The organism is Calothrix sp. CBUCES-K 9914, assembly GCF_059640475.1.
On the sequence record NZ_JBXXZH010000160.1, the window covers coordinates 1 to 22009 of the forward strand.

A 22009-nucleotide genomic window follows, 5' to 3' on the forward strand; every position below is an offset into this window, starting at 1 on the left:
TTCTTCCTCTCCAGCAGTTTTGCTGATATTTAGAAGTTTGTAGTAGTCAATCATAGTATACAGTTTCCTACATTATTTTTAGTCGTTTGCGGCAGTAGAGACGCGCGCATAAAGCGTCTCTACAACTAATTAACACCCAGACTGCTCAGTTTTCTCTGTTTATCCTTAACTTGCTGGTCGTCTAAGTTTGATGTTCTCTTAATTTTTAGCTCACCTAATAGCTTTTTTTGTCTAGGAGTTAAATCATAAACAGTTACATGGACAATACCGTTAGAGTCATACTCAAAAACAACCTCTAAAGGGGCGCCTTTTGGATATGGAGGAAGCGACATGGTTCCCTCTCCGAGAATCTTTACGTATTTGAGGTCTTCACCTTCACCCTCTGTAACCTGAATCATTATTCCTGTCTGCTTGTCCATGCGTGTAGAATACCCGCTCTTGGCTACTTTACAGGGAATAGGAGTATTTTTGGATAAAACAATCGAGTTCATATCCCGGTTATTATCATCAACAACAATTACCCCCATGCTGTGAGAGTTAACGTCCTGAATTTGAAAGGACTCAAGTTCAACTAAATCAACTCCACCAACTTGAAGCTCTACAAGGTCAGCGTTTTTCTGCTTAAAGTCAACAATATCCGCACTTTTTTGCTGAATTTGTAATAATGCTCCTTGTAAGGCAGCACCAACAGCAACAGCTTCATCAGGATGCACTTCTAAAGAAGCTTGTTTACCTGTGATTTTTTCAATTAAAGCTGGAACAGCCTTCATTCGAGTTGAACCACCAACCAAAAGAACTTTGTCAATGTCTTTCCATGTTAATTTCGCATCTTCAAGAACAATTTCCATTATGTCGCCAGTTTTATCAATCAGATGCTGGGTAATTTCTTGAAAATCTTCCAATGTCATGGTGATATTAACAGTTTTACCGCCTGCTGATAGAAACACCTTTGTTTTGCTTTTTGTTGAAAGAGTTTTCTTGGCAATTTCTGCTTTGTCTCGCAAATCTTGTTCCAAGGTAGGGTCATCAAAAAGATTAGAACCACCTTCTTTCTGAAACTCCTGATTTAAGAACTTCATAATTTCATTGTCCCAGTCAAAGCCACCAAGGTTTTTATCCCCGTCAGTAGCTATAACTTCTATCCCTTGCTTACCAATTCGCATAATTGTGACATCAAAGGTTCCACCACCAAGGTCGTAGACTAGAATCGTTTGACCTTTATTAATATTGTCCAGTCCATATGCGAGAGATGCTGCTGTTGGTTCATTAATGATACGAAGAACATTGAACCCAGCTATTTGACCAGCATCCTGAGTCGCTTTGCGTTGAGCGTCATTAAAATAAGCAGGCACTGTAATCACTACATCGCTAACTTTTTCTCCTAAAGCAGTTTCTGCATCTTCTTTCAAACGCTTCAGAATTATTGCCGAGATTTCTTCAGGAGTATATGTTTCTTCCTCTATATAATACTTAGCCTCCGGGTCGCCCATTTTCCGCTTCACAAATTGAACAGTATCATACGGATTGGTAATAGCAGAGCGTTTTGCAATGCTGCCCACAATTGGTGTACCTTCTTCAAAAAATACCACAGAAGCCGTTATCCTTTCTCCTTCGCGGTTAGGTATGATTTCTGGCTTACCATATTTATTAATATATGCTACTGCCGAGAAGGTTGTCCCTAAGTCAATTCCTACAACTTTGCTCATAATTAAAAAGAAGTGAATTTGTTGTTACAAAAATATTTACACAAATGTTTTTAGGCGACTGAATATCTATGATTATATGTTCATCTCCTCTAATTGCTGACGCTTTTCTTCAATTACTTCATCGGATAAAGTTCCAGATTTCTGCATCACAACCTCACGAGAAACCTGCCCGCTTTTTTGTTCTGTCGCAATAACTTCAATAGTTCCGTCAGCAGTATATTTGAGAGTGACATCTATGAGTAACTCTCCAGCTTTATGAGATGGAAGGTTTTTGAGTCCAGCTTTTCCAATTCGATCTATATCTGGCGAATATGGGTCTTCATCCTCTCCTTGTAACACTTCAAATTCAATCCGAGCTTGATTATCTTCGTTGGTTGCAAAAGTCTTTGTTATTTCGCAAGGAATCCTGGTAAGCCGAGGGATAATAATACTGTTAGTATATTTATTTTTTTCCCTAGAGAAGGCTCGTACACCTAAACTGTGAGAAGCAACATCAATAATCCTGATATCAACATTACTATTATCATCAACTTTATCTGTGTAAGTAGAATCTTGATTTGTTGATTTGGATTCAACTGGCTCAATTGTCGCTATAGATGCCTGAATAGCTGCTCCTAAAGCAACACATTCATCGGGGTTCATGTCTCTAGCAGGTTCTTTATCTGTTACACGTTCAACCATTTCCTTGACTATAGGAATTTTGCTAGAACCACCAACTAGCAAAACTCGGTCAACATCAGACCAGTCTAAATTTGCATCTTGAATGACTCGGTTCATACAACCTTCGGTTTTTTGAATCAATTCGGCAATCAAGTCATGATAATCATCACGGTCTAAATTTATTTTGGCTGTCTTTTTCCCTAGCGATAAGGTTAAAATTGTCGAGTTTCTAGATGAAAGGTCTTTTTTAGAAATTTCGGCTTTGTCCCATAGGTCTTGATGAGTATGTGGCTGATCTCGTAAATCAACTTGATGTATTTTTTTAAACTCTGATGCCAAAAAGTCTACTAAGAGAGCATCAATATCGCTTCCACCCAATCTTGCATCACCATCAGTTGCCAAAACGGTAAACTCTTGTCCTGCAATTTTCATGATAGTGACATCAAATGTACCACCTCCGAAGTCATAAACAAGTATAGTTTGGTCTACTTCTTTATCCAGACCGTAAGCTAATGCTGCTGCTGTTGGTTCATTTAAAACGCGAATAACATCCAAACCAGCTATTTTTCCAGCTTGACGTGTTGCTTCTCTTTGAGAATCTTTAAAATAGGCGGGTACACTAATTACAGCTTTGTCAATTTTTTTACCTAAACGCTCTTGAGCATCATTTTTGAGTTTTCTCAAAATCATTGCCGAAAGGTCTTCTGGTAGATATTCTTTACCGTCAATATTTAGACGAAAGGATGGATTTCCCATTTCTCGCTTGATAAAGCGAACGGTACGCTGTGGGTCTGTAATTGCTTGATTTAAAGCTTCTTTACCAATAATTACCTCACCATCGTCATCGAAGAATAGAACTGAAGGTGTTGTTCTGTCTCCTTCCAAATTAGGAATAACTTCTGGTTTCCCATAGCTATTTATATACGCGATAGCAGAAAAAGTTGTGCCCAAATCTATCCCAACGATAGTTTCTTCACTCATGCTAGTTAACTCCGGTGTATCGTTGAATACTAGTAACAGAATTTTGAAGCTATTGAATTTAATTTTTTTGCAGCTTCTTGATGATTATTTCTTCCGGCCTAACCAGACTACTTTGGTGCTTAAATCCTCTTCTAACGACGCGCGATACTTGATTATTCTCAGCCTCAATAGTCGTGACTTCGACACCGATAGCACGTTGTTCAGCGCGATTGAATTCTTGATGTATCGATTCAATTATCTCAATCCCTCGACGATAAAGAATTTCTAGTAACTCATCTTTAAGAGTTTCTAATACTTTCGGTACGCTTTCGTCAAAGGCATTGTCTCGCTGTATTAAATCATGACGAACACTCTCAATTCTATCAAACAGTAAAATTAAGTCAATATATAATGGCTTGTTTTTCTCAAAATCAGAGTTTTTCTTTAGCTCATCTAACTCATTATACAAGTTATTGAAAGCTTCCTCCTTCGTTTGATCATAGCTGAGGCGCCGCTCTATCAATTCTTGAAGAGAACACATATTAGATTGCAGGGTTGAGATGCTACCAAGAATTTCTTGAGATACTTGTTCTTGAGCAGCTAACACAACTTCAGAATCTGAGAAGCTCAAATTTTCTTCATCAGTTCCGCTATTGATTGCAGAATCAGACTGTACCTCAGAAGTAGTGGTTTGTAAAAAGTCGTTAACTTTTCTTAAACTATCTTCATGTTCCATGTTTTTAAATCAATTATGTTTATTGACTTATATTTACATATACCTGATTCGGTACTGATAAAATAATATCTTAAACTATCTATAAATGTATTATAAGATATTGAAGTATACGACTTTTTACGACCTTTTACGACTTTTTCGAGATGACAAATCAGAGTAAATATGAGAATATTCTTTCATTGGCACTATTAGTAAGCTGTTCCACACCTAATCAAGAATAAGGTTATTAACCTGATCTTTCATTTTGTAACCTAGTGCCTAGACCAAACTCTACATAATTTAGGCTAATTATTTATTTTTGTAAATTAAAGTTACAGCTAGATATTTTTCGAGGTTATTTATGGGAGAAGCAACTACTATTATGATTTGTATGGTGGCTTACTGCCTTGCCACTAGATTTATTTATAACTACCTCAAACAAAGATTTCCTTTTATTTGGTTCCTCATTTATGTAGGAGGAACTATTGTTGTTGGATTGTGGTTTGCCAAAATTGGAATTATTGGTAGCATTCCTTTTCAAACTATGCAACTACTTATGCTGCTAATTCTTGGCCCTTTTATGGGGCACTTCTTTGTTTTGATTCTTCTATTCTGGCTTAACGTATTTAATTTAACAGGTCATTTTGGTGGAAGTGTTAGTGAACTTCTCAACATCGGTAGGTTTGATGGTTATGTGCGTGAGCGAGAAACTATAAAAATCAGAAGAAATGATATTTCATTAACTAAAGGTGTTAAAAAATTTGTTGAAAATTTAATATTTCGTAAAAGAAAATAAAAACAATTATTATTTTTCAAGCTAGTTGAAAAAGTGTCGCACTTGCTAGGGGTAATAAATGGCTTATATATTATTTCAAAGTTTTGCATTAGAAATAGTTGCTCAAGCTTCTCCTATTGATTTTCTTAATTCATTGTCCTCTGTTAGCTCAATAGTACATTTAATCGATGGAACAATAGCGCTAATGGTTTTATTACTCTCCGCTCATATGGCATTAACTTCACTAATTTGTGGAGGAAGCGTGTTAGAAATCTGGGGAGGGGGTTTATTAATCACTATTGACTTTATTATTCAATTATTGATTAGCCGTGGCGATTCTGATAAAGTTTTAGAGGGTACAATTCGTGATTTAATATTACTAGCCTTTGGTTTTATTGCCGGAGAAAATATGAAAAAAGGTATACTCAAGTTTTTGTTATTTTTATTTTTATTAGCCTTTCCTATTTATTCATGGGGCTGGAATGGTGTAGTAGAAAGATGTGCTGGACACTGCTTTTACCTTAAATAAAAGCAGAAATGAAGAATATTTATCAAGCTACCTAACTAAATATAAATACGGTTAATTTTGATACTACCACTTTAATTGAATGCAAAAAGGAGATTCAAATGCCTGTAGGACAACCAGAATTTGTCATGAATCCTGAACCACGATGTCCAGTGGTCATTTTACTTGACAGCTCCGGCTCTATGGATGGTCAACCAATTCAAGAATTAAATAAAGGAATTGTTACATTTAAGGATTCAGTACAGGAAGACAATTTAGCCTCACTTCGAGTTGAAGTTGCCATCGTCACCTTTGGTAACTCAGTAAATTTAATTCAAGATTTTATAACAGTTGACGAATTTATGCCACCAGAATTAAAAGCCTCTGGTACAACTCCAATGGGACAAGCTATTGAATATGGTCTTTTAATACAAGAGCGTAAACAAACTTACAGAGATAATGGTATTCAATGTTATCGCCCTTGGGTATGGCTGATTACAGATGGGGCGCCTACTGATAGCTGGCAAAATGTAGGACAACGTGTCAGAAGTGAGGAAAAAAATGGCAAAATAGTTTTCTTTGCCGTTGCTGTAAAAGGAGCAGATATAAATATTTTAAAACAAATTGCGCCGTCAGAACGCCCGCCGATGGTCTTGGATGGACTGAACTTCAGAGAAATGTTTCTCTGGCTAAGTAACTCAATGAAAAGTGTTTCTAACAGCAAACCAGGAGAGACTACTATGGTTGCGCTTCCGTCAGTCGGATGGGGTCAAGCACCTACTTAAAAGTGAGGATGTTTTATGAAATGGAAAGCTATTCTTAGTTCTATAGAAGGAACTAGTCATATTGAACGCAAAATGCCCTGCCAAGACTACGGTGATTACGAAGTTATTGAGCGTATAATTATTGGCGCCGTTGCTGATGGAGCTGGTAGTGCTAAACATTCTGATTTGGGAGCAAAATATGCAGTTCAGACTGCACTTTCAGATTTGAAAAAAATCTTTGAAGGTGAAAATATTAATGAATTACAGCAGCCAATATCAAAAGTTAAAGCCAAAGAGTATTTTTATACTGTTTGTCAAAATGCAATTGATAATTTAAAAAATATAGCCCATGAGAAAAGTTGTGACTTAAAAGATTTAGCCTGTACTTTATTAGTATTCATCGCAACTCCTTTTTGGATTACCGCTATGCAAATTGGCGATGGTTTTATTGTCGTGCATCCTGAAAATTCCGATGAATATGAACTGCTTTTTACCCCAGCCAAAGGGGAATACGCTAATGAAACAACATTTATCACATCAGCAGACGCACTTTTAGAAATGAAGGTGGGTGTTTTTGAATACAAACCAAAATTTATTTGTGCTTCCACAGATGGCTTGGAAAGGTTAGCAATTGATTTTTGCAACTGGAAAGCAAGTGCAGGTTTTTTCAAACCATTTGAAGAAGGTCTTAGAACTACAGTAAATCTGGAGCAAGAAAAAGAAGATATTAAAAAATGGCTAAATTCAAAAGAGTTAAATGCTCGCACTGATGATGATAAAACTATCCTAATATGCTTATATGAAAGTGAAATTCATAAACCTAATACTAATTCAGATGTAGCATCGATAAGCGAAAATATTCAACATGAAAGTAGTGAAAAAGAAACTGTTGCATACAAAACTAATAGAGAATATACAATTACTCTCTGGCTTTATTTATCAGGAAGTTTTTCATGCAGTGTTTTGAATGGTTATTTATTTACTTTTTTATGTACACAAGATAAATCATTAAAATGGGTAATTTTGCTATTTAATTTTGTGTCTATAGTTTGGGTTTTTAGTATTACTTGCATTTTGATATTTAATCGGCGGTTTAGAAGAACTATAATAAAACTTAATTTTCTACATTTAAATGTTAATAATTTAGATAACATCTGGCATTTTTTCTATAAAAATAGAATTGTGTTATTTTCTGCCTCAAGCATTGCTATTGTTGGGATGCTTTTAGGCTATATTTTATACTAACCTCTTCAATTGAAGATTTGAGGCTAACTGTTATGAATGATTACTATGATAGCAAAGGTCGGTACGTTTCCCTAACAAAAAGGTTAGCTAAAAGTGGAGAAGGAGAAGTTTGGCAAACTGATTGTAATGGGTATTTAGGCAAAATTTATCACTCTCCAAACTTAGAGAGAGCTAAGAAATTGCAAGTGATGATGGTTAATCCACCTGAAGACCCAACAAAGAAGCAAAATCATATTTCTATTGCTTGGGTGCAAGATTTGTTGATGAACAGTTCTGGTAGTTGTGTTGGTTTTTTAATGCCTCCTATTAGTCAAGCAAAAGAACTAACACATGTTTATAATCCTAAGTGCCGTCAAAGAGATGCCCAAGGGTTTAATTGGTATTATTTACACGCAGCTGCATACAATGTTGCGTTAATTGTAGGCGCGCTTCACACTAAAGGTTACGTTATTGGTGACATGAAGCCACAAAATTTGTTGGTAAATGACCAAGGTTTAGTTTCTATTATTGATACTGACTCGTTTCAGGTAATTGACCCTAAACTTGGAACAGTTTACCATTGTCCTGTTTGTACTCCTGATTATGATCCCCCTGAGCTATTAAATAAAAAGCCTTCTTCCGTAACTCAAACTACACATCATGACAACTTTCGGCTAGCTGTAATAATTTTCCATTTGCTTTTTGGCTATCACCCATTTGGCGGAAAGTGGACTGGTCCCGGAGATGGACCACAAACGATTGAACTTATTCGTCAAGGTTTGTGGTTACATGGTCAAAGTCGTAACCTTCAACTTACCGATAAAGAAATTCCCTTAAACGTAGTTCATCCAGAAATTCAGAAATTATTTTTAAAATGCTTTAACGACGGGCATACATCTCCCTATTCACGGCCAACCCCACAAGACTGGTACAATGCTTTACGTATTGCAATAGATCAGTTGACACATTGTAGCACAGTGTCTAATCATTTCTATAACCAGAGCAATGCTAACTGCTACTGGTGTGAACGGAAAAAGAAGCTAGGCGTTGATATTTTTTCTGCTCCTTTTAGCCTTAATCTTTCATTAGTAAAAAATAAATTTTTACTCAATACAAATACGACTATAAAACCTCAAATTATTCCTAATCAATTACCAAATTTTAATACCAATAATCCTGTACCGCCTTTTATTGCTAATCAACCACTTAATTCTAATAATAATTCTGTACCGCCTCTTATTGCTAATCAACCACTTAATTCTAATAATAATTCTGTACCGCCTCAAACTATTCCTAATCAATCACTTAATTCTAATAATAATTCTGTACCGCCTCAAATTATTCCAAATCAATCACCTAGTTCTAATAATATTATACATTCACGCGCTGCTCATATTAATAATCAACCTAATCTCAAGAAATATATTTTATATTTGTCAATTGGTATTGCATTTATTTCATTAATAATAACAATTGGTGCTTTAATTACTTCTGTATTAATGTATGGAAAAGAAAAGATTCAAAGTTTCCAAAATGCTGAATTAGCAAAACAAAAACAGATACAAGATACACAAAAACAACGATTAGCAAATGTTCAAGTATTACTCAGTACAAAGCGTTGTCCATCTTGTGATTTACAAGATGTGAATTTGCAAGGCGCCGATCTGAGACAAGCCAATTTGAATGGAGCGAATCTACTTGGTGCCAACTTGAGTAATAGTAGTCTTCTTGGCGCCACTTTAGTTAGCGCAAATCTTCAAGATTCTAAATTAAAAAATGCAAATCTAACTTCTGCAAATCTCAGTAACGCCAAGCTAGAAAATGCTGAATTAAATGGAGCAAGGGCTGAAAAAGCGAATTTTAGCGGTGCGAACTTGACTAAAGCTGTGCTAGAAGATGTAAAAGCTAATGCTGCTAATTTTGTTGGCGCCAAATTACTTTCAACTTCTTTGAAAACTGTACAAATGCAAATGGTTAATATGCAAGGAGCAAATTTAAAAAAAGCTGATATGTTCCGGGGAGATTTCAGAGAGGCAAATTTTGAACGGGCTAACCTTGAAGAAACAAGCCAATGGTTTAGCAACTTTGAAGGAGCAACGATGCCTAATGGTGAAAAACAGAGTGTAAACAAATCTCAATCAGATAACTCTGGAGTTCCACCAGAAAAAATCGTGCAAAGTTACTATTCAAATCTCAATAACCGTCAGTATTCTGCTGCTTGGAAGCATCTATCCAATCAACTTCAAACTGATACAAAAGTTCACGAAAAGGGATACCAATCATTTTTACAATGGTGGGGATCAGTTGACAAAATTGAGATTCAAGAAGTCTCTCTAGTGTCAAAAAGTAATGAAGCTGCTATTGTAGATACAGATTTGAAATATTCGAGAGGAAGTAGTGTAGTTCCTGAGTCATTGCGTTTATCCTTGATACGGGATACAAAAACAGATAGTTGGGTCATTAATAGGGCAGACCGGAAGTAGAGTTGATGCTTATATTTTTAGTGGCGGCGGTAATAACGCTTTTTCTGATTTCAATAGTAAGGAAGTATTGGAAACATTTATTGTTGATTGTGTCTTTCTTACTCCTATATGTTTCTGCTTGCGGTCATAATCAAATTAGTCCTATTTCTCCTATCGTTTCCTCCCCAGTTAACATTAGACCTATCAAACACGTTATGGGTGAAACTAAAATTTCTCTCCACCCTCAACGAATCGTAGTCTTAGACGCTTACGTGTTAGATCCAGTTTTGTCGTTGGGAGTCAAGCCAGTAGGTGCCCCTCGTATGTATCTCGAACAAATACATGTTAAAGATAAAACAGTAGGAATTAAAGACGTAAGCTGGTCACCAAATAATTTAGAGAAAATTCTCGCTCTGAAACCAGATTTAATTTTAGGTAGCAGTATTTTTCACAAAAACATTTACCCACTTTTATCAGATATCGCTCCCACAGTACTAGTAAAGCTAGAAACAAGTGGGGACTGGAAAGAGATTTTTACGTTCATTGCCAATACCTTAGATAAGAAACAAGTAGCTTCTCAAGTTATGGCAAACTATAACAGGCGCCTAACTCAGTTTAAAACTCGCATGGGTAAACAACTCAGCGAAACCAAAGTATCAATTTTGCGCGTAGCTACTGATTCAGTATCCGTATTTACAAAAGGTGCTTTTTCTTCCACTATTCTAAAAGATGCAGGTCTGCCTCGCCCACCCTTACAAAATTTAGATATTGAAGCTACACGCCGCAAGGGAGGAAACCCTATTGCTTATCCAATTTCTAAAGAGCTTCTTGATTGGGTAGAGGGGGATATTGTATTTGTAACTAAAGTTGATATTGGGATTGGTGATGTTCAACAAGCTTTGCGACAGCTAAAAGCAGAGCCATTATGGACTAAATTAAAAGTTGTCCAACGTCATAGGGTACATGAGGTTCCTTATTACTGGCTTGGTACCGGACCCCTGGCTGCTAATCGAGTGATTGATGATTTGTTTCGATATCTGCTCCCAGGCGATGAGGTAATCGCGGAACACACATTGGCGTACCTGCCACTGGATCATTAATAATACAACATTCCAAGCCAAACACTGAAAGCAACATCGCCTCTGTCATTAATTTCTTAGGTGTACCTTTAGCAAACACCTTTCCATCCCGTAGCATTACTAAATAATCAGCATAGCGACATGCTTGATTTAAGTCGTGTAAAACCATTACAATCGTTCTACCTTGTGAGCGATTTAACTCCCATAGTAGTTCCAGTACCTCCACTTGATGCGCCAAATCTAAGAAAGTAGTCGGCTCATCTAACAATAATATGGATGTTTCCTGTGCCAACGTCATCGCAATCCAAGCACGCTGGCGCTGTCCCCCAGAAAGATTATCCAAAGGTGTGTCTGCCATTTTCAGCAAACCTGTAGTTGAAAGTGCCCACTCGGTCAATCGCTCATCTTCCTTAGATCGACCTTCCCACCAATGCTTATGCGGGTATCGACCCATTGCCACTAAGTCACGCACAGTTAAATCTTCTGGAGCTACTGACCCTTGAGATAGTATTCCCATTCTTTTAGCAACTTCTTGGGTAGACTTTTTGAATAGGTCGGCGCCATCAAGGTAAACATTGCCGGCATCAGGTTTGAGCAACCGAGCTAAACCTCGTAACAATGTAGACTTTCCACAGCCGTTAGGACCGACTAACACAGTAATTTGAGAACTGGGAATTGTTAAGTCTAGCTGAGAAATAATACATTTGTTGTCATAACCTAGATTTAATCTGCGGGTCTCCAAACTCATCACTTTTGCTTCCAATGGCTTTGTAACAACATATATATAAAGTAAGGTGTTCCAATAACTGTAGTCATTAATCCACAGGGCAGTTCGATAGGAGCAAATAGCGTCCGCCCTAACAAGTCTGCTAACATTACTAACAAACCACCTATCAAGGCAGTAACTAGTATCAATCTATTAGAGAATGACCCTACCAAACGGCGAGCAAAATGGGGAGCAATTAATCCAACAAAACTCATGGCGCCAGCAGTAGCGACACAGACAGAAGCTAAAGTTACACTAATTAGTAAAAGACAAGTTCGCTGTCTGATTACCGCACAGCCTAACCCTCTTGCAACTTCATCACCAAATTGCAAAACATTTAATTCTCTTGCCATTAACAATAGCAAAGGCACAAGCACCAACATCCAAATCAGCAAAAGCCAAAACTGTTCCCAACTCTTGCCAGAAACACTCCCCGCTAGCCATACTAAGGCTACAGTGACATTGTTAATTTTTCCAAAAGTTAGCATTAAGGTGGTAAGAGCATTAGTAACCGCAGCTAAAGCTACTCCGCAGAGAACTAAGCGTAAAGGAGAACTATTTTTACCTCCTGCTAGTAAATAGATGAGCAATGCTATAGTCAACCCACCCCCAAAAGCCACGATTGGTAGCAGTTCAAAAGGAACTGTAGGAAAAAGCACAATTATGCTCACTGCACCTAATGCTGCACCTGCATTCACACCAATAATACCAGGGTCAGCTAAAACATTTCGCGTTAATCCTTGCAAAATCGCCCCAGAAACAGCTAAACCTACGCCTACTAACCAAGCAATTAACACTCGTGGTAGACGTAGCGTGCGGATAACGAAAAGCGACTCAAAGTCTGCTGTCGTCCACCCTACAAGGCTTTTAAATACATCTAAAACTGTTAAGGAATAATCCCCGACCAAGAGTGCAGTGACAAAAGTAATCAATGTTACCAAAGTCAAGACCATTAGCACATTGGGCAGACGTAAGTCAATACACTTAGTATTTAAGAGTAGACGATAAATCATTCAATTTTAGACGATAACCTTTAGGCAATAGCCCTTCATAATTCATAAATAGTATATTTCAGATTTTTGGATTGCGGGCGTTATTCATTAGCTTTCGTAACTTTTCAAACATCCTCTAACAGATAAATAAATAGTTCATCCGTTACATCCGTTATATCCGTTGCTTATCTTTATCATAAATCTTTACCAATGAACTACTTGCTGAAATGTTTATAGCCTGTTACTGTTTATAGATATATCAACCTGATATAACTAAATGTTAAAGCTTGCGGTATTGGGTTTGTTGCAGCGTGAACCAATGAACGGTTATCGCCTCAAACAATCCCTGGAAACGTTCATGAGTTGCAGTATTTGCGTGAATTATGGGGCAATTTATCCACTTTTGAAACGGATGGAAGACCAGGGAGAAGTCATGCTGTGTACCGAACAAGTACAAGAAGCCTCACATGGGGGTAAGTTCTATTGCATTACACCCACGGGTAAAACTAACTGGCGCCAAGAAATGCTGGCACATCCCCAAGAAAGCTGGGTAAACGTGCGTTCCAGGTTCATGATCAAGTTTTTCTTTTTCAGCGACTTATCATCACAAGAGCGAATACAATTAATCGACCATCGGTTAATATCGTGTCGTTTGCGTCTTGCTGAGAAAAAAGCGCTTCCATTTACAGAGGATGTTTTTCAAGTAGCATTGCAAAAACGTGCGATAGCTGTTATCGAGTCTGAAATTGAATGGTTATCAGAACTGCTGGAAACAGAAAACAACTTAGCAATTGAAGTCTATAGGTAATTTTAAAGATTTTCTTGTGGAATAAATATCTTGTGGAATAAATATCTTGTGGAATAAACATCTTGTGGAATGGGCATCCTTGCCCGTCCCTTCCTATTATATTAAATGGAAACTGTCTACCTTATATATTAGACAGGCAAGGATGCCTGTTCCACAAGATGAATGATTTAATTTTTGGAAATTTCTTTCCCCCCTTTATTTATGTGGATAGTAAAACTAGCGCTTCGTCGTCCTTACACATTTGTAATCACTGCAATTTTAATTGTTGTGTTGGGTGTAATAACTATTTTACGAATGCCTGTAGATATTTTCCCTGAGATTAATATTCCTGTTGTCAGCGTTATTTGGACTTATGGGGGTGTTGCACCAGAGGAAATGGAGCAGCGTATTGTTACTACTAATGAGCGCGCGTATACAACGACCGTTAATGATATTGAACACATTGAATCACAATCACTTAACGGTGTTAGCGTTATTAAAGTATTCTTTCAACCCGGCGCCAAAGTAGAAGCTGCGGTAGCACAGTTGACATCGATTACACAAACGTTACTGCGGATTATGCCACCTGGTATTACCCCACCGCTAATTATTCGTTATAACGCTTCAAATGTTCCTGTTTTACAGATGAGTGTTAGTAGTAAGTCACTGTCAGAGCAAGAATTATATGACAATGGTAATAATTTCTTACGAACACAGTTAGCAACAATACAAGGCGCCTCTGTACCACTACCATATGGTGGTAAACCTCGGCAAATTATGGTGGATATTGACCCACAAGCGCTTTTTGCGAAAGGTTTGTCTGCTACAGATGTGACGACGGCAATTAACGCACAAAATTTAATATTACCTGCGGGGAGCGCGAAGTTAGGGGAACGGGAATATACTGTTCGTTTAAATAGTAGTCCGCAAGTAATCGACGCGCTGAATAATTTACCAATCAAACAAGTTAACGGTACTGTTATTTATATTCGTGATGTTGCTCAAGTTCACGATGGTTTTGCTGTTCAAACTAATATTGCGCGTCGTGATGGTAGACGTTCGAGTTTGTTAACTGTACTAAAAAATGGTGGTGCTAGTACGCTGGATGTGGTAGCGCGCGTCAAGGAAGCATTACCCCGTATTAAAGCAACGTTACCAAAAGAGTTAAATATAGATTTATTATTCGACCAATCAATATTTGTTAAAGCTTCAATTCAAGGTGTCCTTACAGAAGGTTTGATAGCAGCATGTTTAACCGCTGCAATGATTTTATTATTCTTGGGTAGTTGGCGCAGTACCTTAATTGTTGCTATATCAATACCATTATCGATTCTATGTTCGATTATTATCATGCGCGCGCTAGGACAAACGCTCAATATTATGACGTTGGGTGGTTTATCGTTAGCTGTGGGTATTTTAGTTGATGATGCAACGGTGGAAATTGAAAATATTCACCGTAACTTAGGACAAGGTAAACCTTTACAAACTGCTATTTTAGATGGCGCCCAACAAATAGCAGTTCCAGCTTTGGTATCTACACTAGCTATCTGTATTGTATTTGTACCTGTTGTGTTTTTATCGGGTGTAGCACAATCGCTGTTTATGCCTTTAGGAATGGCAGTAGCATTCGCAATGCTTGCTTCATATCTATTATCGCGGACAGTTGTGCCGATGATGGCAAATTTTTTACTTGGACGCGAAGTACATCTATATATAGAGCATGAGTCAGATAATAACCAAGACACTAAGCATGATGTATTCTGGCGCCTGCACCAAAGATTCAATCGTCATTTTGAAAGATTTCGCTCTAACTACCGCAATACATTAGCCTGGGCACTCAATCATCGTACTCCTGTTTTTGCAATGTTCGGCGCCTTTTGGATGAGTGCGTTGGTACTTCTACCTTTTGTCGGACAAGATTTCTTTCCACAGGTAGATGCAGGACAGTTTCGATTACACGTGCGGGCGCCTGCAGGAACCAGAATAGAAGAAACAGAACGGTATTTTACCGAAGTTGAAAATGTAATTCGCAAAACTATACCAAAACAAGAATTAGAAATTATCCTTGATAATATTGGTTTACCTGTGGGAGGTGTAAATTTAGCATTTAGTGACTCAGCAACAATAGGTGCAGGTGACGGAGAAATTTTGGTATCACTAAGCGAACACCATCATCCAACATGGCAATACGTCAAGCAGATACGCACATTACTAACTGCTCAATTTCCTCAGCTAACATTCTTTTTCCAACCTGCGGATATTGTGACGCAAATTCTTAACTTTGGTTTACCGGCGCCAGTTGATATTCAAGTAATAGGACCAGCAAAGAACCGTAAAGCTAATTACGAAATTGCCAAGCAAATCAAAGCCAAGTTGAGTAAAATATCTGGGGCAGTAGATGTACATTTACACCAAGTTGTCGATGCTCCGGAACTGCGTATTAACGTAGACCGTACACAAGCGCAACGTGTTGGACTAGCACAGCGCGATGTTGCAAATAATTTACTTACATCATTAAGTTCCAGTGGACAAACTTCACCAAATTACTGGTTAGACCCTATCAAAGGAGTAAATTATCTAGTTGCCGTACAAGTACCGCAATACAAAGTTAATTCTCTAGAAACATTAGAGAGTTTACCAATAGCTAATAATTCTGGCTCAACATCGACATCACCTCAACTATTAAGTAACCTTGCCGAAGTTAAACGCGGTAAAGCTGCCATAAACATCAACCATTACAACGTTCAACCAGTGTTTGACGTTTACGCGAACGTTCAAGGTCGAGACTTGGGAAGTGTCGCTAACTCTATATACAAAGTCGTTGGTGAATACAAACGTAAACTCCCGCGCGGTTCTTCCATTATCGTGCGTGGTCAAGTCGAGACGATGAATACCTCGTTTCTTGGTTTAGGAGTTGGATTAATTTTTGCTATTGCGCTTGTATATTGCTTGATGGTAGTAAACTTTCAATCATGGGTAGACCCCTTCATTATTATGATGGCGCTACCAAACGCTTTAGCTGGAATTATTTGGATATTATTCGTCACCAATACAACCTTGAGTGTACCTTCCTTGATGGGCGCCATTATGAGTATTGGTGTAGCGACAGCGAATAGTATTTTGCTAGTAACATTCGCAAACGACCAACGACTAGAAGGAGAAAAAGCTTTACCCGCAGCTGCTTCAGCAGGATACACTCGCTTACGTCCAGTCTTAATGACAGCCGGCGCCATGATAATGGGGATGTTACCAATGTCACTAGGTTTAGGTGAAGGAGGAGAACAAAACGCACCATTGGGACGCGCGGTTATTGGAGGACTATTAGCAGCAACGAGTGCAACGTTGATTTTTGTGCCTGTAGTTTACAGCATGTTGCGGAGAAAACAGCCACGTAATTTAGAAGAAGAAACTCCTGTAGTTGGAATTCCTATAACACGGTAACTCTATATAAATTTAAATTATGGAAACTCAACAAAAACCCCCAACCGACACTCCAAAAACTCCCAAAAAAAATAAATTCACATCTATCACACTTCTCGCTGGCACAGGTATAATCGTCACCGGACTACTAATAATCGGAATCCTCCCACGTTTACAGCGTCAAACCGAACTAAACGCACTCGCAAAATCTGCCGCAACCGATGTTCCCACCCTTAAAGTCGTCAAACCCAAACTAGGAAAAAACTCTACAGAATTAAACTTTACCGGTAGCATTCAAGCGAACCAAGAAACAACAATTTATGCTCGTAGTAGTGGATATTTACGTCAAAGAACAGTTGACATTGGCGACCGAGTACGTCAAGGTCAAACATTAGCATTTATCGACACACCAGAAACTGACCAAGATGTACAGCAAGCACGCGCGGAGTTAGCGAAAGCGGAAGCAAACTTAGCACAAGTACAAGCAGACTTAGTACAAAAACAAAGTAATTTATCGCAAGCTAAATCTAATTTACAAGCAACACAAGCGCAATTAGTTGAAGCTAAAACTAACATGCAACTCGCACGTCAAAACTGGCAGCGCTGGCAACAATTAGTACAACAGGGTGCAGTAACAGCACTATCTGCTGACGAACATAAAACTCAATACGACACTTCTGTGGCAAATGTTAACACAATTACAGCGCGCGTCAATTCAGATAAAGACAGTATAAATAATGCCATTGCTGGTATTGCCTCACAGCAAGCAAACGTCAATGCTTATCTTGCTTCCTTAGCAGCAAGTCGAGCTAATGTACAGCGATTAACTGTATTGCAAAACTTCAAACAAGTAACGGCGCCTTTTGCTGGTACAATTACTGCTCGTAACGTTGATACAGGCGCCTTAATTTCTGCGGGTAGTAATAGCAATTCCACCAATGCATGGTTATTTAAACTTGCTCAAACAGAGCAATTACGTGTAAAAGTAAGTGTACCGCAGTCATTTATACAATCTATTCGCCCAGGAGAAACTGCACAAGTAAATGTCCGCGAGTACAGCGCAAAAACATTTACAGGTAAAATAGTTCGTACTGCTGATTCTTTGGATGCTTCTACAAATACTTTATTAACTGAAATTTTAGTTCCAAACCCAGGTAATCTTTTACGACCTGGTATGTACACACAAGTTACGTTTACAGCTAACCGAACCAATCCACCATTACTAGTTCCTGCAAATACTTTAGTTACTAATGCTAAAGGAACACAAGTAGTAGCTGTGGCGCCTGACAATACAGTACATTATCACAAAGTTCAACTTGGACGGGATTATGGTACAGAAGTCGAAGTAACTTCTGGAATAACTCCGGATATGGTGTTGGTTACTAACCCTACTGATGACTTGCAGGAAGGAGGAAATGCTCGTGTAGAAAGGCGCCCTTGACCTCAACAATTGATAGAGTCGATGCCCGGTATTATCCAGGGCACCTCTCTGTTCGATCTGGACGTACCCGTTTTCGTGTATCCAGCTCTCGATATTCTTAACTTGCGTTTTTGCTCATATGAACATATTGGTGACAGGATTGATGAATAACAATTAGATTTTTGGTTTTCCAATTGTTGTGATTCCCATCTATATGATGTAAGTGTACTCGTTCTTCACTTGTAAACTGTAATCCGCAATGTCCACATGTATGGTTTTGCCTTTTTAAGACTTTAGAGGTTTCTCCGTCGTAGAGCTTACTATTACGTTCGCTCCAGTACCCCAAATCTCCGTCGAAAGGTGATTTATTGCCTTTGCATTTGATGATAATAACCATCAATATTTATTAGCATTACACACCGATGCTAAAATGTTAAATACGGATGAAATCAGACCGCACATGCATTTAATAGTCAATCGGGTTGATTATCAAGGTAAATGTAAAAACGATTATCTGGATTACATTAATATCCAAAAAGCTTTAAGGAAGATTGAACACAAGTACGAGCTTATTCCACAACAAAGTAGTTGGGAAGTTGAAGCTAAGAAGGGTACTCCATCCAGAGAAGAAGAAACCAAATTTATTGTAGTTTGGTTAAAAGCAGTTACTACCTTAAAAATCAAAATTTTTACAGTAGTAACACTCTCACTTGGGCATTATTGGGTTTGAGCTTTGCACAAATTCCTTTTAACGGATAATGGACATGCGCCAATCATATTTTACCGTGGTAAAGCCGCATCAAAAACCTGCTGTGCGGTAAGGTTAAGTTGGGGAAATGCAGAAGAAATAATCAAGTCGTTGCCCGTGAACTTAGTAATTATGTATTCATCCTCAACAAGTTGACATACCGAGAAAGTAGGCTGTTTTGGGTCTCCGATAAATTTTTTACCCCCCAACCCTTTATAATCAGCAATCCAGAACTCAGGAATGCCCATTTCTTCATAATCAGCAAACTTTTTATGGTAATCGTCACGCCAGTTGGTACTCACTACTTCAACTACCAAGGGTACGGATTCAGCCTGAGTAACCGTTGACTCTTTTTGGAAAAGAGGTTCGTTATCAAGATTGTCAAGGTTTAATAACAATACGTCAGGTGAATAAACTGATTTTGTGGATGGTGTTTTAACAAACGCGGTTTTAGGGATGGTGTAAGGTAGCTTTAGCTGCCTGAACTGCACGGCAATTTCTACGGTTAAAAAACCAACAACTTTTTCATGGTCTCCGGTAGGTGGCGCCATCTCAATAATTACTCCATCATGTAGTTCGTACTGCTTCCCGTCGTTGGGATACCATTCGATAAACTCTTCGTAGGTAACGGGTTTGATTAGAGTTTGGGTCATAGTTAGAAGTTAGAACCGAAACATATATTTGAATTTAACATCTTGCGATTAAACCGGAGATTCCTCAACCAAATCATTTTAAATCGCGTTACTAGGAGCGTGAGTAGCAACGGAACAGAAAACCGGGATTAGAAAATATCGCTTTATGTCGGTATACCCATGCGGATTGCCGTTTGGTGAGCTTATATTTCTAATTTCTCTCGACAATGTTATGCTTTTAATACCTGCAATGCTTGTCAAACCTTGATTACGGAGTGTGAGTAGCAACGGATGTAACTGGGACGATAACTTGGCAGGAAAAGGCGGTATATGCTTCCAATCGCCTATCGGACAAATTATGCTTCAAAGCCCAAAACTCAAGCTGGGCAAAGATGTATAAACTAGAACTTGTGTTACGTACACGTTTTTATTAGGTTTAAAGGATGTAAAATTTTATTACTCACGTATAGCTTTATGCTTCCATTTTAGGTAAATGGACAAATTATGCTTCCTTATTAGGAACTCTTCGCAAATCAACAACGCAGCAATAAAGGTTGCAAACACTGAAATTCTAGCTTATGTTTCCAGACCTTGGCAAGTTTTGGGTCTGGTCATATTCTGTTCCGTTGCTACTCACGCCCCAACTTCTACACTTTAAATTTAAAGCAACATAATTTTCCTGATGGGGGAAGCGCGCGATTAGTTCTACATTTCCTTTTTCATCTAGTACCCAATTTGTTGCTTCGATAATTGAAGTTGATTCATCATGTAAAGATTGAGGCGTTCTACTAATTCTATTTGTACTTTCTTCAAGTTGAGGTCTTAAATCTGACCAAATTGTTTCACTTCTTAGAGCATTTGTAGGATTTTCTGGTAGTCCACCCCGACCGACTATTACAAATTTATTTCCAGCTTCGGCTGGACACCCCGCAACTATTTGTTCGGATACTTGAATAAAATTAGATGGTAACTCAATTGCTCCAACATTAGGGTCAAAGTTAAACGAATTAATCGATACAACTCCGTTAAATAAACTCCCTTGCTGTGAATTTGCGGTAACGTTACTTTGTGATGTTAATTTATTATTAGTTTGTACACCAACTATTCCCGTAGCATTAATAGTAATTCTGCCACCGAAACTTGCTTGGGCATTGGCAGTTATATCACTATTATTTAATGATACAAGCGTTTTTGTATCAATGCTAATATTTCCTCCATTTCCTGTATTGCCAAGAGCCGTAGCAGTAATGTCACTATTGTTTTGTAGACGCATGTCTGTTGATTTAATCTGAATATTACCTCCTACACCTGATGCTGTATTCGCAGTAATACTACTTCGGTCTTTTAGTACTAGTGAATTATCCTGAATATTGAGCGTTCCCCCATTTCCAATACCTTGGTTCTGAACGCTAATTCTCGCTCCATCACTAACTTGCAAATTACCTGTGTTAATAGTTACATCACCAGCATTTCCTTTGGGAACATCAGGCAGTTTTAGCTGACTGCGAAGAGCAGCAGCTTGGTTTTTGTCTTGTAGTTCTGAACCAAAGACGCGAACTGCCGAGCGTATTTGGCTAGTTGTTGAGCCAGATTTACCAGTTACTTCTATACTATCAGAAGCATTAATAGTTACATTTCCCGCAGAACTATTACTAAAACTCGAAGAGGATATCAAACCACCGTTTAACACTTTTAGTTTTGCTGTATCAATATTGATTTTACCTGGACTACCTGTTCTCCAACTTGAGGAAGTAATATTACTAACATCACCAGCAGGCGCCCTTCCAGAAATCTGAATATCTTGAGATTTAATATTTACATTACCACTGGCGCCGCTCGAAGTGGTGACAGAACCAATAAAACCACCACCGAATATTGACAAAGACTGTGTGGAGATATTAATATTTCCAGCGTTACCTTCAGAAAAAGCAAAAGCACTTAGAGTACTAATCGAACGAGATGAGACAGGAGAATAATCAAAAACAGCAATAGATTGGGCGTTAATATTAATATTGCCACCAGTACCTATACTGTATGTGTTGGCTGCGATGGTAGCACCGTTACGAATATCTAATTTTGGCGTAATAATATTAATATCACCACTGGCGCCTTGTCCAATAGTTTCATTGACTAAACCGCTAGCAATGCTTTTAAATGTAGTATCTATAAGTTTTAAACTATCCGATGCAAAAACATTTATGTCTCCAGCTTTTTGAGTTCCTCGGTTTTGTGACCAAACAAGCGACCCTTCTTTAAAATTGACTTGACGACCAGAAATGTGTACTAAACCGGAAGTTAAACCACTTACATCAATAAGTGACTTGTTTAATAATTCGATATCGTCAAAGTTAAGATTGTTTGGATAACTAAAGCTAAACGTTGGAGTCGCAGTAT

General features: G+C 38.1%; 17 protein-coding genes and 1 pseudogene. 10 read left to right on the top strand and 8 right to left on the bottom strand.

Annotated features, from left to right (window positions below):
• Positions 1 to 125: 125 nt before the first annotated feature.
• The 3 genes from AC2JBO_RS28800 to grpE all read right to left on the bottom strand — a co-directional run bounded on the left by AC2JBO_RS28800 (position 126) and on the right by grpE (position 4062).
• Positions 126 to 1706, bottom strand: coding sequence for an Hsp70 family protein (locus AC2JBO_RS28800; protein ID WP_496957056.1), 1581 nt, complete (start codon positions 1704 to 1706; stop codon positions 126 to 128).
• Between the two features lie 72 nt (positions 1707 to 1778).
• The gene (locus AC2JBO_RS28805) at positions 1779 to 3347 is read right to left on the bottom strand and encodes an Hsp70 family protein (protein WP_496957057.1); all 1569 of its coding nucleotides are present in this window, start codon (positions 3345 to 3347) and stop codon (positions 1779 to 1781) included.
• Positions 3348 to 3405: 58 nt separating this feature from the next.
• Positions 3406 to 4062, bottom strand: a complete 657-nt coding sequence (gene grpE, locus AC2JBO_RS28810) for a nucleotide exchange factor GrpE (protein WP_496957058.1) — start codon at positions 4060 to 4062, stop codon at positions 3406 to 3408.
• 340 nt (positions 4063 to 4402) lie between these two features.
• Between grpE and AC2JBO_RS28815 the strand changes: the two genes are divergently transcribed.
• The 6 genes from AC2JBO_RS28815 to AC2JBO_RS28840 all read left to right on the top strand — a co-directional run bounded on the left by AC2JBO_RS28815 (position 4403) and on the right by AC2JBO_RS28840 (position 10871).
• Entirely contained in the window at positions 4403 to 4837 is a 435-nt protein-coding gene (locus AC2JBO_RS28815; protein ID WP_496957059.1) for a hypothetical protein, read from the top strand.
• Positions 4838 to 4895: 58 nt separating this feature from the next.
• Positions 4896 to 5345 carry a hypothetical protein gene (locus AC2JBO_RS28820; protein WP_496957060.1) on the top strand — a complete coding sequence of 150 codons (450 nt, stop codon included), beginning with the start codon at positions 4896 to 4898 and terminating at the stop codon, positions 5343 to 5345.
• Positions 5346 to 5443: 98 nt separating this feature from the next.
• A complete protein-coding gene (locus AC2JBO_RS28825; protein ID WP_496957061.1) occupies positions 5444 to 6106 on the top strand; it encodes a vWA domain-containing protein in 663 nt (220 codons plus the stop codon).
• 15 nt (positions 6107 to 6121) lie between these two features.
• A complete protein-coding gene (locus tag AC2JBO_RS28830) occupies positions 6122 to 7330 on the top strand; it encodes a PP2C family serine/threonine-protein phosphatase (RefSeq protein ID WP_496957062.1) in 1209 nt (402 codons plus the stop codon).
• 32 nt (positions 7331 to 7362) lie between these two features.
• Positions 7363 to 9792, top strand: a complete 2430-nt coding sequence (locus tag AC2JBO_RS28835) for a pentapeptide repeat-containing protein (protein ID WP_496957063.1) — start codon at positions 7363 to 7365, stop codon at positions 9790 to 9792.
• A gap of 89 nt (positions 9793 to 9881) precedes the next feature.
• Complete coding sequence (locus tag AC2JBO_RS28840) at positions 9882 to 10871, top strand: ABC transporter substrate-binding protein (protein ID WP_496957064.1); 990 nt, start codon at positions 9882 to 9884, stop codon at positions 10869 to 10871.
• On the opposite strand, the gene AC2JBO_RS28845 is transcribed toward AC2JBO_RS28840, so the two are convergent.
• Positions 10777 to 11601: an ABC transporter ATP-binding protein gene (locus AC2JBO_RS28845; RefSeq protein ID WP_496957065.1), complete on the bottom strand. Its 825-nt coding sequence runs from the start codon at positions 11599 to 11601 to the stop codon at positions 10777 to 10779. The genes AC2JBO_RS28840 and AC2JBO_RS28845 overlap by 95 nt on opposite strands.
• The gene (locus AC2JBO_RS28850) at positions 11598 to 12629 is read right to left on the bottom strand and encodes a FecCD family ABC transporter permease (RefSeq protein WP_496957066.1); all 1032 of its coding nucleotides are present in this window, start codon (positions 12627 to 12629) and stop codon (positions 11598 to 11600) included. Before AC2JBO_RS28850 ends, AC2JBO_RS28845 begins: the two co-directional genes overlap by 4 nt.
• Positions 12630 to 12885: 256 nt before the next feature.
• Here AC2JBO_RS28850 and AC2JBO_RS28855 point away from each other — a divergent pair, with 256 nt between their 5' ends.
• From AC2JBO_RS28855 to AC2JBO_RS28865, 3 genes are all read left to right on the top strand, one after another.
• Positions 12886 to 13416, top strand: a complete 531-nt coding sequence (locus tag AC2JBO_RS28855) for a PadR family transcriptional regulator (RefSeq protein ID WP_496957067.1) — start codon at positions 12886 to 12888, stop codon at positions 13414 to 13416.
• 201 nt (positions 13417 to 13617) lie between these two features.
• The gene (locus AC2JBO_RS28860) at positions 13618 to 16836 is read left to right on the top strand and encodes an efflux RND transporter permease subunit (protein WP_496957068.1); all 3219 of its coding nucleotides are present in this window, start codon (positions 13618 to 13620) and stop codon (positions 16834 to 16836) included.
• A 19-nt stretch (positions 16837 to 16855) separates the two neighbouring features.
• Complete coding sequence (locus AC2JBO_RS28865; protein WP_496957069.1) at positions 16856 to 18256, top strand: efflux RND transporter periplasmic adaptor subunit; 1401 nt, start codon at positions 16856 to 16858, stop codon at positions 18254 to 18256.
• A 97-nt stretch (positions 18257 to 18353) separates the two neighbouring features.
• Here AC2JBO_RS28865 and AC2JBO_RS28870 read toward each other — a convergent pair.
• A pseudogene (locus AC2JBO_RS28870) lies at positions 18354 to 18620 on the bottom strand (HNH endonuclease); the annotation flags it as partial.
• On the opposite strand from AC2JBO_RS28870, the gene AC2JBO_RS28875 reads away from it, so the two are divergent.
• Positions 18603 to 18965 (top strand): relaxase/mobilization nuclease domain-containing protein, encoded by a 363-nt coding sequence (locus AC2JBO_RS28875; protein WP_496957072.1) that lies wholly within the window; start codon positions 18603 to 18605, stop codon positions 18963 to 18965. The pseudogene AC2JBO_RS28870 and the gene AC2JBO_RS28875 sit on opposite strands and share 18 nt — an antisense overlap.
• 50 nt (positions 18966 to 19015) lie before the next feature.
• On the opposite strand, the gene AC2JBO_RS28880 is transcribed toward AC2JBO_RS28875, so the two are convergent.
• Positions 19016 to 19636, bottom strand: coding sequence for a Uma2 family endonuclease (locus AC2JBO_RS28880; RefSeq protein WP_496957070.1), 621 nt, complete (start codon positions 19634 to 19636; stop codon positions 19016 to 19018).
• A 550-nt stretch (positions 19637 to 20186) separates the two neighbouring features.
• A partial coding sequence (locus AC2JBO_RS28885) for a hypothetical protein (protein WP_496957071.1) occupies positions 20187 to 22009 on the bottom strand: 1823 nt, incomplete at its 5' end.